Annotated in this window: 15 protein-coding genes; 5 read left to right on the top strand and 10 right to left on the bottom strand. The window is 66.6% G+C overall.

All coding sequences use genetic code 11. The features are described from left to right. Positions 1-377 precede the first annotated feature (377 nt). Positions 378-683, bottom strand: a complete 306-nt coding sequence (locus N5C88_RS13115; protein ID WP_280015451.1) for a hypothetical protein — start codon at positions 681-683, stop codon at positions 378-380. A gap of 120 nt (positions 684-803) precedes the next feature. Here N5C88_RS13115 and N5C88_RS13120 point away from each other — a divergent pair, with 120 nt between their 5' ends. Continuing rightward, on the top strand, positions 804-1,748 hold the full coding sequence (locus N5C88_RS13120; protein ID WP_280015452.1) for a LysR substrate-binding domain-containing protein: 945 nt from the start codon (positions 804-806) through the stop codon (positions 1,746-1,748). A 130-nt stretch (positions 1,749-1,878) separates the two neighbouring features. Here the strand turns inward: N5C88_RS13120 and N5C88_RS13125 are convergent, their stop codons facing one another. Next, positions 1,879-3,396, bottom strand: coding sequence for an acetyl-CoA hydrolase/transferase family protein (locus N5C88_RS13125; RefSeq protein WP_125472970.1), 1,518 nt, complete (start codon positions 3,394-3,396; stop codon positions 1,879-1,881). 240 nt (positions 3,397-3,636) lie between these two features. Here N5C88_RS13125 and N5C88_RS13130 point away from each other — a divergent pair, with 240 nt between their 5' ends. Together N5C88_RS13130 and N5C88_RS13135 are read left to right on the top strand one after the other, a co-directional pair. Then, entirely contained in the window at positions 3,637-4,557 is a 921-nt protein-coding gene (locus tag N5C88_RS13130; RefSeq protein WP_059379515.1) for a LysR family transcriptional regulator, read from the top strand. A 233-nt stretch (positions 4,558-4,790) separates the two neighbouring features. Beyond that, entirely contained in the window at positions 4,791-7,199 is a 2,409-nt protein-coding gene (locus N5C88_RS13135; RefSeq protein ID WP_280015453.1) for a DUF3772 domain-containing protein, read from the top strand. 55 nt (positions 7,200-7,254) lie between these two features. On the opposite strand, the gene N5C88_RS13140 is transcribed toward N5C88_RS13135, so the two are convergent. Both N5C88_RS13140 and N5C88_RS13145 read right to left on the bottom strand, forming a co-directional pair. Next, positions 7,255-7,929, bottom strand: a complete 675-nt coding sequence (locus tag N5C88_RS13140) for a hypothetical protein (RefSeq protein WP_059379517.1) — start codon at positions 7,927-7,929, stop codon at positions 7,255-7,257. A 44-nt stretch (positions 7,930-7,973) separates the two neighbouring features. Further along, complete coding sequence (locus N5C88_RS13145; protein WP_059379518.1) at positions 7,974-8,438, bottom strand: hypothetical protein; 465 nt, start codon at positions 8,436-8,438, stop codon at positions 7,974-7,976. 454 nt (positions 8,439-8,892) lie between these two features. Between N5C88_RS13145 and N5C88_RS13150 the strand changes: the two genes are divergently transcribed. Beyond that, positions 8,893-9,183 carry an antibiotic biosynthesis monooxygenase family protein gene (locus tag N5C88_RS13150; protein ID WP_059379519.1) on the top strand — a complete coding sequence of 97 codons (291 nt, stop codon included), beginning with the start codon at positions 8,893-8,895 and terminating at the stop codon, positions 9,181-9,183. 30 nt (positions 9,184-9,213) lie between these two features. Here the strand turns inward: N5C88_RS13150 and N5C88_RS13155 are convergent, their stop codons facing one another. The 6 genes from N5C88_RS13155 to N5C88_RS13180 form a co-directional block, all read right to left on the bottom strand. Continuing rightward, the gene (locus N5C88_RS13155) at positions 9,214-9,573 is read right to left on the bottom strand and encodes a nucleotide pyrophosphohydrolase (RefSeq protein ID WP_059379520.1); all 360 of its coding nucleotides are present in this window, start codon (positions 9,571-9,573) and stop codon (positions 9,214-9,216) included. Positions 9,574-9,581: 8 nt separating this feature from the next. Further along, positions 9,582-10,118 (bottom strand): 3'-5' exonuclease, encoded by a 537-nt coding sequence (locus N5C88_RS13160; RefSeq protein WP_223283525.1) that lies wholly within the window; start codon positions 10,116-10,118, stop codon positions 9,582-9,584. 85 nt (positions 10,119-10,203) lie between these two features. Then, a complete protein-coding gene (locus N5C88_RS13165; RefSeq protein WP_059379521.1) occupies positions 10,204-10,428 on the bottom strand; it encodes a DUF1653 domain-containing protein in 225 nt (74 codons plus the stop codon). Between the two features lie 104 nt (positions 10,429-10,532). Beyond that, on the bottom strand, positions 10,533-11,972 hold the full coding sequence (locus tag N5C88_RS13170; RefSeq protein WP_280015454.1) for a methyl-accepting chemotaxis protein: 1,440 nt from the start codon (positions 11,970-11,972) through the stop codon (positions 10,533-10,535). A 182-nt stretch (positions 11,973-12,154) separates the two neighbouring features. Then, the gene (locus tag N5C88_RS13175; protein WP_280015455.1) at positions 12,155-12,865 is read right to left on the bottom strand and encodes a glutathione S-transferase; all 711 of its coding nucleotides are present in this window, start codon (positions 12,863-12,865) and stop codon (positions 12,155-12,157) included. Positions 12,866-12,927: 62 nt separating this feature from the next. Continuing rightward, entirely contained in the window at positions 12,928-13,983 is a 1,056-nt protein-coding gene (locus tag N5C88_RS13180; protein ID WP_280015456.1) for a GlxA family transcriptional regulator, read from the bottom strand. A gap of 152 nt (positions 13,984-14,135) precedes the next feature. Here N5C88_RS13180 and N5C88_RS13185 point away from each other — a divergent pair, with 152 nt between their 5' ends. Next, complete coding sequence (locus N5C88_RS13185; RefSeq protein WP_118934482.1) at positions 14,136-15,188, top strand: ABC transporter substrate-binding protein; 1,053 nt, start codon at positions 14,136-14,138, stop codon at positions 15,186-15,188. The last annotated feature ends 4 nt before the right edge of the window (positions 15,189-15,192 follow it).

A 15,192-nucleotide genomic window follows, 5' to 3' on the forward strand; every position in this document is an offset into this window, starting at 1 on the left:
TGCAATCCTTGCAATAACCGCGCGGCGTTCATTTCTGAGTGCTTTGCGGCAGGCCTGGCTCGAATCTTCTTGCTTGACCTGTTGTGCTTGCTTGGCTTCGCGTTTCAGAATTGTCCGAACTGCGAAGGAGCGAGACTATAGCACAAGTTTTCCGTCTGTCATGCCATGCGGCCAAATATTTGTTCCAGATGCATCCACCATCTGCGACGCCTCACCAGCCGCGCGCTCTAGCGCCCTCCGCCTCGCTATATATAGAGAGCTAGAGACAGACCATCCTCCTGGCAAGCGCGCGGCCCCGCTCCTGCCTAATAGGAGACGGGGCCGCGAAGGGGAATCGGCAAGGACGCCGGGCCGCTTACCAGAGGCCAAAGCCCCACCTACCAGCGCAGGTAGTCCACGTCGCGCAAGCGCGCCAGGTCGCGCTTGACCGCGACCTCGTTCATCAGCCATCCGGGCGCGCCCAGATCCTGCAGCATGTGCTCATCCAGATCGGCAGCCAGTTGGCGCAGGCGCGCTTCATTGCGGCGCTTGCGATAGGCGGCCGCAAGCATCGCGATGAATCCCGCGCGCGGCGCCGCCAGCTCGGCGGGCTGCGCCGCGACCGGCTGTGCGGGGGACTGTTGGCGATCCCTGGCAATGGCGGCCAGGGCGGAAGAAGACGGGGTGCAAAGCTGTGCAGACATGATGGGCTCCAGGTATTTATGCACTTTGGTAAGCGTAGTCGCCCAATACCCCGCTGAAAATCGAATTGTTTTGGGGATATCGGTAAGCTATGATGACCAATCTCTCCCTGGGTCCCCATCATGCGCCTGCCGCTCAGTACCCTCCCCGCCTTCCGTGCCGTGGCCGAGCTGCAGAATCTGCGCGCGGCCGCCGAACGGCTGCATCTGACCCACAGCGCCGTCAGCCAGCAGATCAAGGTGCTGGAAACCCAATTGGGCTTTCCCCTGTTCGAGCGCAGCGGCCGGGGCATCGTTCTGAATTCGGCCGGCGCCGCGCTCTTGTGCAGTGTGCAGGGCGCCATGGCGCTGCTGGATGAAGGGACGATGGCGGCGTCGGCCGCAGCCTCTGGCAGCGAGCAGCGCTTGCGCGTGTCGGTGCTGCCCTCTTTCGCGCAACGCTGGCTGTTGCCGCGCATGGCGCGCTGGCGCGAGCGCAATCCGGGTCTGACACTGGAAATCGAAACGTCGCAGCAGGTGGTGGATCTGTTGCGCGACGGTTTTCACGCCGCGCTGCGTTTTGGGCGCGGCCCCTGGGCGGGCGTGGAATCGGAACCTTTGTTCAACACGCCGCTGCCCCTGATCGTCCTGGCGTCGCCCGAAACCGCGGCGGCGCTTCCAGACTACTCGCCCCAGACGCTGGCGCGCCAACCGTTGCTGGGCGAGCGCGAGCTCTGGCAATCGTGGTTCAGCGCCGCCGGGTTGGACACACCCGTCACGCCGGTGGCTTCCTTCAACGATGCCGGCATGATGATGCAGGCCGCCGAGCAAGGGCTGGGCATCACGCTGGGACGCCAACTGCTGGCCGCGGATGCGCTGTGCTCAGGCCGGCTGGTGCAGATTTCTCCGATCAGCATCGAGTACGAACAGGCGCAGACCTATCACCTGGTCTACCGGCCCAGCCTGCGCGACTGGGCGCCGCTGGTGGAACTGAAGCAGTGGCTGCGCGACGAGCTGGAGATGTCGCGCGAAAACCTGACCATCCCCAAGTCCGGCCCCGGCAAGAAAACCCACGCAAAAAAAAGGTAAGACAGCCTCCGCTGCCTTACCTCTACCAAATCGCGACGCCAGCGAAAACCACGATCCGCAAGCCGGGATGCGCTACGCACGCAAACCCGGCAGGCGTCGCGGCGGCGGCAGGCTCGCGTCGCGGCGGACCTCAGGCTACCTTGCGCGCAGCCGGGCTGGCCGGCCGCATCGTGTCGGTTTCATTGAAGCGCTGGTGCCAGGAGAACGCTTCCTCCAGCAGATGCGGCGTCTGGCCGCCGCGTTCGCAGGCACGGTCGAAATAATCCTGCAGGGCGTCGCGGTAGGACGGATGCACGCAGTTCTGGATCACCGCGCGCGCGCGTTCGCGCGGCGCCAGGCCGCGCAGGTCCGCCAGGCCGCATTCCGTGACCAGCACATCGACATCGTGCTCGGTGTGGTCGACATGGGACACCATGGGCACCACGCTGGAGATGTCGCCGTTCTTGGCCATGGACTTGGACACGAAGATCGCCAGGTGCGCGTTGCGCGCGAAGTCGCCCGAACCGCCGATGCCATTCATCATGTGCGTGCCGCCCACGTGGGTGGAATTGACGTTGCCGTAGATGTCGAACTCCAGCGCCGTGTTGATGGCGATGATGCCCAGACGGCGCACGATCTCGGGCGCGTTGCTGATCTCTTGCGGGCGCAGCACGATGCGCTCGCGGTAGTGCTCCATGTTGGCCAGGATCTTTTCGTACACGGGCTTGGACACCGTGATCGAAGAGGCCGACGCGAACGCGAGCTTGCCCTGGTCCAGCAGTTCGATGGCGCTGTCCTGCAGCACTTCCGAATACATCGTCAGGTTCTCGAAGCTGGACGACTCGAAGCCGTGCAGCACCGCGTTGGCGATGGTGCCGATGCCGGCCTGCAAGGGCAGCAGCTCGTTGGTCAGGCGGCCGGCGTCGACCTCGCGGCGCAGGAAGTCATTGATGTGGCCGGCGATGGCATTGGTTTCCTCGTCGGGCGGCAAGGCGTTGGACGGACTGTCCGGCTCTTGCGTGATGACGATGGCGGCGATCTTGGCCGGATCCACTTCGATGCAGGACTGGCCGATACGCTGGTCGGGGGAAACCAGGCCGATGGGCTGGCGCGCCGGACGGGCTTCGGGCACGTAGATATCGTGCAGGCCCTCGATGGCGGCGGGCACGCCCATGTTCAATTCAATGATGATGACGTCCGCCTGCTGCGCAAAAGAGGCGGAGTTGCCTACCGACATGGTCGGCACGATGGCGCCGGTCTCGGTAATGGCGGCGGCCTCGATGATGGCGACGTTGATGGGGCCGATATGGCCCGCGCGCAGCTGTTCGACCGTTTCCGACAGGTGCTGGTCGATGAAGGCGATTTCACCTTGGTTGATCTTGCGGCGCAGGGTCGTGTCGACCTGGAACGGCATGCGGCGCGCCAGCGCGTTGGCCTGCGCCAGCATCTTGTCCGTGTCATGGCCCAGTGATGCGCCGGTGATCAGGGTGATGGAGAGCGGCTCGCGCTCGGCGCGGGCCGCCAACGCCGCCGGCACCGACTTACAGTCGCCTGCGCGGGTGAAGCCGCTCATTCCGACGGTCATGCCGTCCTGAACCAGCAAAGCCGCCTGATCGGCGGAAGTGATCTTGGCGCGCAGCCCAGGGTGGCGGATACGGTCGAGATGCATGGTGTCTCCAGATTCAAGGGCCTACGTGCGGCGGGGCGCGGCGTTGCCGCTGTGCGCCCAGGCGCCGTCTGACGCGGCGTTTCCCGAGGTTCCCGGGCCGACTCGAAGCGGTCCGGGAACGAATTTTCGGCAGTATAGGAAGGCCGGCTCAAATCTCGTAATGACTTAAAATCATCCAAATAAGTCATTTTTTTCATCGTTTGAGAGTTTTGCGCATAACGCGCGAGGGAGTCCCGGTCCATGGACGTGCGCGCATTGCGGTACTTCGTCGAAACCGTCAAGCACGCCAGCTTCACGCAGGCGGCCAAGACGCTGTTCGTGACGCAGTCGACGGTAAGCAAGATGATCCGCCAGCTGGAGGAAGAGGCCGGCACGCCGCTCTTGATCCGCGACGGCCACACCGCCCGCCCCACCGACACCGGCCGGGTCATGTACCAGCGCGGCCTGCAGGTGCTGGAAACGATGCGCCAGCTGTCCGAAGAATTGCGCCAGACCGCGGACCTGCGCCGCGGCGCGCTCGAGGTCGGAATTCCGCCCATGATCAACTTGCTGTTCACGCCTGTGGTCAAGCGCTTCCGTGAACTGCATCCGGGCATCCACCTGACCCTGCGCGAAGGCACCGGCCAGGCCGTGGAAGGCCTGGTCGCCAGCGGCGAACTGGAGGTGGGCGCAACCATTCTTCCTATTGCGCCAGACGGCGGCCTGGCCGCCCAGCCCTTCGGCAGCTACCCGATCTGGGTGATCGGCCCGCCCGACGCGCCCTGGGCCGGCAAGACCTCGCTGCCGCTCTCCGCCCTGCGCGATGCGCGCCTCTTGATACCCACGGACGACTTCGCCATCACCCGGCGCTTGCGTCAGGCGTTTGCCGATGCCGGCTTCCAGCCCGGCATCGCGGCCCAGAGCGCGCACTGGGACTTTCTGGTGGCGATGGCCTCGGCGGGCCTGGGCGTGGCGCTGCTGCCGGAACCCCTGATGCAGCGCATGAAGACGCGCGGCCTGAGCACCGCCAAGCTGGCCAAGTCCGGCATGCAATGGGAGGTCGGCCATATCTGGCAGCGGTCCGGCTATTTGTCGTATGCCGCCCACGCCTGGCTGGAGGTATGCGACGCGGTGCTGGGCAAGCCGAAAAAGCGCGCCGCGCCGAGCGCCCGTCCTGTTTGAGTTGAATCCAAACGTTGGCCGCGTAAATAGGGTTTGCGGACGGCGCCCGCAGCAGAGCCTGCCTGCGGCGTCCGATCGCCTATCCGGCCCTATTTCTACCCTGGGTCCGCGCCGCCACAACGGCCGTCGGGCGCACCAAAAAAAATAGGGCCGCAGCGCTCGTTTTTGTTGCAACGGATGAGGCGGCGGCTTGCTATGCTCCCGCCTCGAATGCGAGCGACTCGCCCCAGAACATGACACAGACTTCCCTAACCCTGCGCGCGCAACCTCGTCGCGCCCGCGCCTCCATTTTCACTGCGCTGATCGCGGCGCTGCTGCTAGTGCTTGTCCTGCTGCCGGCCCATGCCGCGGCGCCGCCCACGCCGGCGGACACGGAAGCGGCGCTGGCGACCGCGCGCAAGCAGATCGACGACATCCGCAAGCGCGTCGCCGACGAAACCGATGACGCCACCCTGGTGAAACAGCGCAGCGACGCGTTGGACATCCAGTCCAAGGCCGACGCCGCCGCCGAGGCCCTGACGCCTCAGCTGGCCAGCGTGACGGCCCGGCTGAGCGAGCTGGGCACGCCGCCCGAAGGCATCAAGGAAGCCTCCGACGTCGCCGCCCAGCGCATGCAGCTGGACAAGACCAGCCGGGCGCTGGACGCGCAGATCAAGCTGGCCAGGCTGCTGTCCGTGGACGCCGGGCAAACGGCCGAGCAGATCTCGGCGCAGCGGCGCAAGCAGTTCCAGGCGCGCTTGGGCGAGCGGCGCGATTCCTTCCTGTCCGACCAATTCTGGACCGAGTTCCGGGAGGAGTTCCCGCGCGACCTGGAACGCCTGGAAGCGCTACGCGACGACCTCGCGACCGCGGTCGGACAGACGCCGAAATGGGGCTGGCTGCTTTTGGGCGCGGCGATCGCGCTGACGATCGCCCTGCGTGTCGCCATCGGCCGGGTGCTGCTGCGGATAACCGCCACACGCGTGCCGCCGGGGCGTCTGCGCCGCTCCTTTCTAGCGGTTACGCATGTGGTCCTGGCCGTCGCCACGCCGGGTGTGGTCGCGCTGTTGATCCATATGGGGCTGGATTGGAATTCGCAGCTGAGCGACAACACCTCGTCGCTGCTGGCCAACCTGGTGGGAACGGTGTGCTTCGGCGGCTACGTGTCCGGCCTGGGCTATGCGCTGCTGTCCGCGAACCGGCCGTCGTGGCGCCTGCCGCCCGTCAGCGACATTGTGGCGACGCGGCTGCGCTGGCTGCCCGGCGTGCTGGGCGTGCTGGTGGTGATGATCTGGCTGGCCGAACGCCTGCCAGTGCTGTTGAACGCCAGCCTGACCACCACCATCACGCTGACCGGCATCGTCGCGGTCCTGACCATGGCGACGCTGGGCGCGGTGCTGGCCATCAGCCGCCGGCTGCGGCGCCAGGCCATGCAGGAAAACGAGGCGCCGATCCCCTTCTGGGTGTCGCTGCTGCTGGGCGCGGTCTGGACCGTGCTGATCCTGAGCCTGGCCAGCCTGCTGGCGGGCTATGTGGCGTTCGGCAGCTTCATGGTCAAGCAGGTGCTGTGGGTGCTGATCGTGCTGGCCTCGGCCTATCTGCTGTCCACCTTGATCGAGGACGGCTTCAGCACGCTGCTGGGCACCTCGCACCGCGACGGCGGCGAGCACGAAGCGCCCAGCATGCGCGACCAGGCTGCCGTGCTGCTGTCGGGCGTGGGCCGCGTGGCGGTCGGCCTGCTGGCCGTGATCCTGCTGCTGGCGCCCTTCGGCGAAGCGCCGATGGACCTGCTGCAGCGCTTCGATCAGTTGCGCAAGGGGCTCGCCATCGGCGAAGCCCAGATCCGCCCCGGCGCGGTGCTGCAGGCGCTGATGGTGCTGGGGCTGTCGCTGCTGGCCGTGAAGATGCTCAAGCGCTGGCTGTCCAACCGCTACTTGCCCACGACCGAGCTGGATCCGGGCATGCAGTTGTCGGCCGCCACGCTGTTCGGCTATGCCGGCTTCGTGATCGCCGTGGCGCTGTCGCTGTCGGCCGCGGGCATAGGACTGGAACGCGTGGCGTGGATCGCGAGCGCACTGTCGGTGGGTATCGGCTTTGGCTTGCAGGCGGTGGTGCAGAACTTCGTGTCCGGCCTGATCCTGCTGGCCGAGCGCCCGGTCAAGGTGGGCGACTGGGTGTCGCTGGGCGGGGTCGAGGGCGACATCCTGCGCATCAACGTGCGCGCCACGGAAATCCAGATGGGCGACCGCTCCACGGTGATCGTGCCGAACTCGGAGTTCGTCACCAAGACCGTGCGCAACGTGACCCGTTCGAATCCGTTGGGGCTGGTGCAGATCAAGCTGCCCTTGCCGCTATCCACCGATGCCGAGCAGGTGCGCGAATTGATTCTACGAGCCTTCTCGGACCACGAGGACGTGCTGGACACGCCCGCTCCCAACGTCTTTCTGGACGGCATCGAAGGCGGCAACCTGATCTTCAACGCCAAGGGCTACGTGTCCTCGCCCCGGGCGGCCTACGGCGTGCGCAGCGCCTTGCTGTTCACCCTGCTCAAGCGCCTGCATGACGCGGGCCTGGAGGTGTCGTCGCCGCCCACCATGCTGCTGGCCTCGGCCCCGCTGCCGGCGTCGGCCCCTCTCGCCGTCCCGCCGCCCGCGCAATCCTAGCGTCCACACATCCTGGCTTCGTCCCGCCCCGCGCGGGACGCACAGGACTCCCGCCTCAGCCCGGCGTATACAGATCGGTATAGGTGCGGTTGCGCAGCGGCGGAGACGCCAGCGCGGCGCTCTGCACGCTGCGCACCGGATAGGCCTGCGCCTCGGGCGCGGGAGGCGCGGGCGGCGCAGGCCGGTCGGCCAGCACCGGGCCGCCTGCGGGCGGCGCCGCCTGCGCCACCGCGTTGCTGTCGAAACGGTGATCCGCCGTCGTCAATGCGGGATTGGTGCACAGCCCCTGCGCCACCAGCGCCGCCTTGGTGCGGTCGTCGGTCTGGCACAGGATGTCGATGGCCGCGGTCTCCAGACGGCGCGAACGGTCCGCATCCTTGGTCGAGGCGGCCGCCTGCATGGTCCGCTCGAAGTTGCGCCGCAGGCTGCACTTCTGGTCCTCGATCGGAATCGCAACGTTCATGCCGAAGCCAACCACGGCGCCGCCCCCGCCCGCCGAAACCATGCAGCTGTCGGACGAGAATGAACCGTAGAAACTCTGTCCGCCCAGCGGCGGCACGCTGCGCAGCGTGCTGGTCCCGCTGTTGCTGGAGTTGAGCGTGATGCCCTGATTGTTGCCGGCGTTGGTCGATCCCGAGGACGCCGATGTCGTCGCGCTGGAACTGCTGGTCTGGGCGCCGGCGGACACCGCCGCCAGCGACAGGGAAATGGCAAGCACTATGGTCTTCATGATGTCCCCTCGCCCGGACGGCCGAAGCCGTCCGGATAACTGGGTCAGTGATTGAAACCGCCGACATGGCCCACCGGGCCGATGCCGTGTATCGACCCGAACGCACCCACATTCACCGCATGGAAGGAGCCCGTCGCCGAAGCGCTGGTATCCGTCTTGGCGAACGTGGCGCCGCCATTGGCGATGCTGTCGCCCACCATGATGGGCGCATTGCCCGAGACATGGCCGTACGAATCGCTATTGGCGTACTGTCGCGTGCTGGTGACCACTTGCGTGCCATCGCGGCTGAAGGTACCCCCCACCTCCGCAACGCCGCCCGTCATGCCGAACGACACCTGGGTGGATGAACCGTAGCCATTGATCTGGGTGGCGGCCACGGAGCTACCCGTGGAGATGGATGACGCGGTGCCATTGATTGCGCCCGCGTGACCCGTGATTGAGCCACCAGGGTCCGCATAGGCCGAGACAGCGAACAAGGACAACGCGGCGACTGCCATGAGCTTTTTCATTTCAGCTCCTCCTGCTCCGTGCATGCACGGATTCACGATTACCGGCGACCGACCGGCGCGGACCGTTACCGCTCAGCGCCACGCCTGGACAATGACGAAAGGCGTGGGACTTTCGTATTGGTACGGAATGATTGCGCCGTCCTAGGCAAGTCGATATCGCCTAAACGGGCGACCGGGTCCCGATGGACGACGCCCGGCTGTAAAACAATCGGCCAGATTTGCGGCAATCTTGCGCGGCGCCCGTGCGTATGGACGAGGGAAACCGCGCCTGCGGCGCCGCGCGCGCATGCGGGTTCAACTCTATGGATGGGAATGAGCGTCGCCGCCTCGGGCAATTTCCCTAACGCGCACAACTGAAGCGGCAGGGTCCTGGGCGCGCCCGGTCCGGAAATTTCAGCGATACTACGGCGGCCGGCCGGGCGCTACCCGGCCTCATCTGTTTGGAGACCAGACCATGATCCAGGAGATTGCCAGCATCCATGTCCGCGAAGGACAGGAAGCGCTGTTCGAAGCAGGCGTCGCGCAGGCGAAGCCGCTGTTCTTGCGGGCCCGCGGCTGCCACGGCATGGAGCTATACCGCAGCATCGAACAACCGCAGCGCTATACGCTGGTGGTGGACTGGGAAACCGTCGAGAACCACATGGTGGATTTCCGCGAATCCAGCGATTTCCAGGAATGGCGCAAGCTGGTGGCGGGCTTTTTCGTTGAACCGCCGCAGGTGCATCACGAGCAAAAAGTGCTCTGAGGCGGCCGGCCTGGCCGCGCCGCGCGCGAGTCAGGGCTGTTCGGGCGGATCGTCGTACTTGCGCGCGCTGCCGCGAAAACGATCCGCCGGATACTTCCGCGCATTCTTGACCATCTTGCCTGCGACCGCGTCGGCGATATCGATGCCGAGCTGGTCGGCCAGGGCCACCAGGTACATCTGCACATCCGCGATTTCGTCCGCGGCATCCGCCAGTTTCTCCGGCGGCATCTGGCGCGACTCGGCCTCGCTCAGCCACTGGAACAGGGACACGAGTTCGCCCGCCTCTCCGGCCAGCGCCATCGCCAGGTTCTTGGGCGTATGAAAGGGCTGCCACTCCCGCTCTTCGGTAAACCGGCGCACGGCCAGCCGGATCTGTTCCAGGTCAGACATCGAAACTCCTAGCCCGCGGCCAGGCGGGAACTCGCCGCCAACGCCACGGCCACGGTGGTGCGCACGTCGGCCAGCGCGCGGTGGGTGGGATCCGAAGCGCCCACATGGCGCGCCAGGATCTCCAGCTTGTGCGAGGGCAGCTCCGGCCATGCGCGCCGCGCCAGCGCCAGCGTGCAATGGGTCGAGTTGGCAAACGGCAGGCCGGTCAGATCCGCCGCCGCGCCCAGGAAACGCCGGTCGAACGAGGCATTGTGGAAGAACACCGGCAGGTCTTCGACGAAATCCAGGAAGGAGGAAAACGCCTGCGCCACCGGCACGCCGTCGCGGTCGACCTCGGCCTGCGTGATGCCGGTCAGGCGGCTGATGAAGGGCGGCACCGGCCCGCGCGTGCGCACGACCTGCGTGTACTCCCGCTCAAGCGCGCCTGCCGCGCCCACGCGCACCGCCGCGAACTCCAGGATCTCGCAGGTAGCTGTGGACAGGCCGGTGGTTTCCAGGTCGGCCACGATGAACGGACCGCGCAATGCCTGCAACGCGGCGGCCAACGCCTCGCCGCCCGCCTTGCCGCCCGTCGCGCGGGCAGGCGCAGCGCCGCTTGCGCGCGGCCGCCGGTAGTAGAACGCCACGGCCTTACTCCGCCGGCCGCAAGGGCGCGAAGCGGGGCGTGCCGTCGGGCAGCTGACCGAAGAACATATCGGCCGGACGCACCCACAAGCCCCGCTCGTGAGGCCAGAGGTGTTCATAGACCACCAGGGATTCCTCGGTTTCGGAGTGGCGGGCGGTGCCCACATAGAGGTAGAGGCCGCCCTTGTAATGGCGGTGCGAGGCGAGAGCCAGTGCTTCGGATTCGGTCATGGACGGTGGCTGCAAATGACGCGGCCCGGGCAGAGGGTCCCTGCCCGGGCCTGCGGGTTCAGATCAATACCGTCTTTATAGCGCATCGGACCGGCGGCGCCGGCTCAGTAGCGCACGTACTGCCGCTCGGCCTGCGGCTGCAGCGGTCCATTGGCGGCCGGCCTGGCCCGCAGCGCTGGCGCCACGGGCCTGACCGCGGCGGCCGCCGGCGGCGCGCCGCGCGCAGCCTCTCCCGCCCGCTGCGTGATGTCCTCGGTGACTTCGCCGAGCCTGGCGGACTGGGCCAGCGACACCTCCACCACCTCCGCCATGATTTCAGTCACGCGGCGCGACGATGCCACGATATCGTCCATGGTAGAGCCTGCCGACTGGACCTGGCGCGCGCCGCTTTCGACCTGCTGCACCGAGGAAGTGATCAGGTCCTTGATCTCCTTGGCTGCCGCCGCGCTGTTCTGCGCCAGGCTGCGGACCTCGGCCGCGACCACGGCGAACCCCTTGCCGTGCGAGCCGGCGCGCGCGGCCTCGACCGCGGCGTTCAGCGCCAGGATGTTGGTCTGGAAGGCGATGCCGTCCATGACTCCGATGATTTCCGAGATGCGGCGCGAGCTCTGGGTGATGCCGCCCATGGTCTGCACCACTTCCTGCACGGTATGGCCGCCCTGCTCGGCCACCCTGCAGGCGTCCAGCGCCAGCGTATTGGCCTGGCCCGCGCGCTCGGCGTTTTCGGTCAGGCCCTGGACCGCGACGCGCAAGGTCTGCGCGGCGGTGAAACGCCGCGTGATGTCGGTCGCGTATTTGACGACTTTGACCGGGCGGCCCTCGGCATCGAAGATCGGGTTGTAGCTGGCTTCGATCCAGACCTGGCGACCGCCCTTGCCGATGCGCAGGTACTGCCCGGTGTCATGTTCGCCGTTGCGCAGCCTGCGCCAGAATTCCTTGTATGCCTCGCCGCGCGCCTCTTCAGGCGGGACGAACATGCTGTGGTGGCGCCCTTGGATCTCGTCCGCGCGATAGCCCACCGCGCCCAGGAACAGATCGTTGGCGCGGATGATGGTGCCGTCGAGCTCGAACTCGATGATGGCCTGCACCTTGGAGATCGCGGCCAGCTGGCCTTCCACGTCCGCCTGCCGCTGTTGCTGCGCGGTGATGTCCACGGCGTACTTGACCACTTTCACCAGCCTGCCGCGGCGGTCGTGAATCGGGTTGTAGGACGCTTGCAGCCAGACGTCGCTGCCGTCCTTGCGGATGCGGCGGTAACGCCCCGCATCGCGCCCGCCTTGCCGCAGGCGGCTCCAGAATTCCGCATAGGCGGCCGATGCACGCTCTGCCGGATCGACGAACATGCGGTGGTGCTGCCCCGCGATCTCGTCCAGCGCATAACCCATGGTGTTCAGGAAGTTCGGGTTCGCCGCCAGGACGTGCCCGTCCAGGTCGAACTCGATGACGGCCTGGGCGTTGTGGATTGCCGCGACCTGCCCAAGCATGTCGGCCTTCTGTATGCCACGGTCCATGCGCAGCAGTTGGCTGAGAGTGATCCATTTCATCTTGACGTCTCCTGCCCGGAGTCCGGGTGGTTTGATGCCGTTCGACCTATCTGCCGCGAGACAAATGGAAATATTTATTAAACAATTTGCAAATATTTAATCTTAAAAATGAGCGGGTCTCAAGATTTTCAAGAGACCGATCAAAAAAATCGGGATTCAGCAACACCAGGGTTTGTCCGGACTCAAGCCGCGTCCAATTCGCGATATTGGCGAAAGATCCCTTCCCCGAAAGGCAAGCGCCTGCCGCTGTCAAAGTAAGGCTGCAATTCCGCCAGCGCCGCCACGCGCGCATGCAGCGCCATGACGTTCTGATAACGCACGGCCAGGGTCGCCATGCGTTTCGGAAAAGCGTAGAGCAGGCCATCCACGAGGTGGAACAGCGACAGGTCCACGTAGGTCCAGCGCTTGCCGCCCGCCAGCCAGGCCTGCGGCCCGCCCAGCACGCGTTCGAAATAGCCCAGGAACTTGGGCATGCGCTCCTCGCGAAAGCTGCGCGCTCGGCGCGCGGCCTCGACCTTCTGGTCTTCGTAGTACTCGCTGGCGGATATCGGATGATGCGTGTCGTGCGCTTCGGCCACCATGTCGGCGATGGTGAGCTGCAGCTGGTTCACCCACAGCCGCCCTTCCAGCGAGTCCGGCGCCAGGCCGTGCTTTTCGCCCAGGAACAGCAGGATGTTGGCGGTCTGCCCCAGCGTCATTTTGCCCGCGACCAGATACGGCGGCGCGAACGGCGGATGCTTGCGCGCCGAACTCAGGTCCGCGGCCAGCGTGCCTTCATCCGCGCCGGGCTCGCGCGCGCATTCGCGGTAGGGAATGCCGCCGGCCTCCAGGGCCAGGCGCACGAACTCGCCGCGCCCGGGGATGCCGTCCCAGTACCAAAGGTCATAGGTCATGTCGTCTCCTTCCGTTGATAAGCCCATGGCTTGCCGGCGCCGGAACGAGCCGTGCAGAAGCCTCAGGCGGGAAACACGCTGACTCCGCCGTCGCGGCCGGCGGCCTGCTGATACTGGCGCGGCGACTGGCCGAAATGCGCGCGGAAATCGCGCGAGAAATGCGCGCCATCCGCAAACCCGCAGTCCAGCGCGATCTGCGTGATGCTGCTGGGATTGTTCAAAAGCAGCCAGCTGCCGTATTCCAGCCGCAACTGCCGCTGGAACGCCATCGGCGACATGCCCGTGGCCATGCGGAAGGCGCGCTCCAGCTGCCTGCGCCCGACGCCGACGTAGCGCGCGATCGCATCCAGCGGTGGCGGATTGTCGATGCGCTGCTCGATGAAGTGCGCGGCCTGGCGCACGCGCAGATCCTGGATGCCCGACAGGTCCGTGTGGAAATGCGCCTGCGGCACGCGCCCCGGGCGCACGCCTTGCAGCATCATGTGCCGCATCGCCTGCTGGGCCTTGTCGCGCCCGCAGTGCCGGGCCACCAGGTACAGCGCCAGGTCGATTGCGGCCGTGGAGCCCGCGCAGGAAATCAGGTCGCCTTCATCCACGAACAGCCGGTCCACCACCGCCCGGGCCTGCGGAAAGCGTTCGCGGAAAGTATCCAGCACGTTCCAGTGCACGCAGACCGTGCGCGGCCCGATGACGTCGGCCTGCGCCAGCGCAAAGGTGCCCGTACAGATGCCCAAGAGCCGCACGCGCTGCGCCGCCGCCAGCCGCAGCCAGTCGCGCAGGGGCTCGGGCAGGCGGCCATTGAAGTAGTCGTTGCCGCCGCAAACCGCCACGTAGTCGAACTGGGTCGGGTCTTCGGGCAGGCCGTCGGCCACGTCTATGGTCAAGCCCGCACTGGAGCAGCGCGGCTTGCCGTCCCAGCTCATGACGCGCCAGGCAGTATGGATCTGGCGGCTGCGTCCGCCGTGGTCGCCCGCCAGCCGCAAGACGTCCACCAATCCGGCAAAGGCGGCCAGCGTGAACTGGTCCAGCAGCACGATGCCTACGGTCAGTGCGGGTTTCCCCTGAGGCAGGCCGCTGTACTCATCGTCATAGGAGAAAGACGGTGCAGCGGCGGACATAGCGGTTTCCATGTCGCAATTATTCAAGTTTTTGTCCCAGGCCTTCAAGCTGGTTTTCCCGGGGATCGCCCAAGATGCACCTATGGCACCGTCCCGCAGCGCCCGCCGGCGCAGGCCGATCGGAGCCGATAAATCGACAAGGGGAATCCGACATGGCAACACCTACCCGCCGCGCCCTGCGCGCCGCATTGCTGGCAGCCGGACTGCTGAGCGCCGGCCAGGCGCTGGCCCAGCAGCAGAAGATCACCGTCGCCTGGTACGGCGGCAACTGGGGCGACGCGTTCCGCGCCTGCGTGGCCGAGCCCTACACCAAGGCCACCGGCGTGACCGTGGTGCCGGAAGTGGGCACCTCCACCACCACGCTGGCCAAGCTGCAGCAGCAGAAGGACGCGCCCACCATGGACGTGGCCTGGATGGACGGCGGCATCAGCGAACTGGCCGCCGCAGCCGGCGTGCTGGACGCGCTGGATCCCGCCGGCATACCCAATCTGAAGAACGTCATCGACCAGGGCGTGTACCGCAATGGCGGCAGCGCCTACGCGGTCAGCACCGGCTACTACTCGCTGGGCATCGCCTACAACACCAAGGAAGTGCCCCAGCCGCCGACCAGCTGGAAGGACTTGTGGAAGCCCGAGTACGCCGGCGCCGTGGCCATACCCTCGCCGGCGAACTCGTCGGGCGTGCCGTTCATCTTCTTCCTGGCGCGGGTGTTCGCGGTCGACCCGTCGAACCTGGAGCCGCTGTACGCCAAGCTGGCATCGCTGGACACCGCGCTGTTCTTCGACAGCTCGGGCGCCGCCACCAACGCCTACCAGAGCGGCGAGGCCATCATCGGCGCGCACTTCAACGTGGGCGCCTGGGATCTGATCGACAAGGGACTGCCCATCGGCTTCGCCGTGCCCAAGGAAGGCGCCTGGGCCACGGATGCGCGCCTGCATCTGGTGAAGAACGCGCCGAACAAGGCCGCCGCGCAGAAGTTCATCGACACCGCGCTCACGCCGGATGCCGCCGCCTGCCTGGCCACGCGCCTATACCTGGGCCCCGCCGTCAAGGATGTGCAGGTGCCGAAGGACGTGGCGCGCAAGCTGCCCTGGGGCGCGGAGGGTTCGGTCAAGAACCTGAGCCTGTTCGACTGGAACCTCATCAACAGCCGCCGCGCCGAGGTCACGGACGCCTGGAACCGCCAGGTTGCCCGCAAGCGCTAGACCG

Source organism: Achromobacter sp. GD03932, from assembly GCF_029839485.1.
Classification (GTDB): domain Bacteria; phylum Pseudomonadota; class Gammaproteobacteria; order Burkholderiales; family Burkholderiaceae_B; genus Achromobacter; species Achromobacter bronchisepticus_A.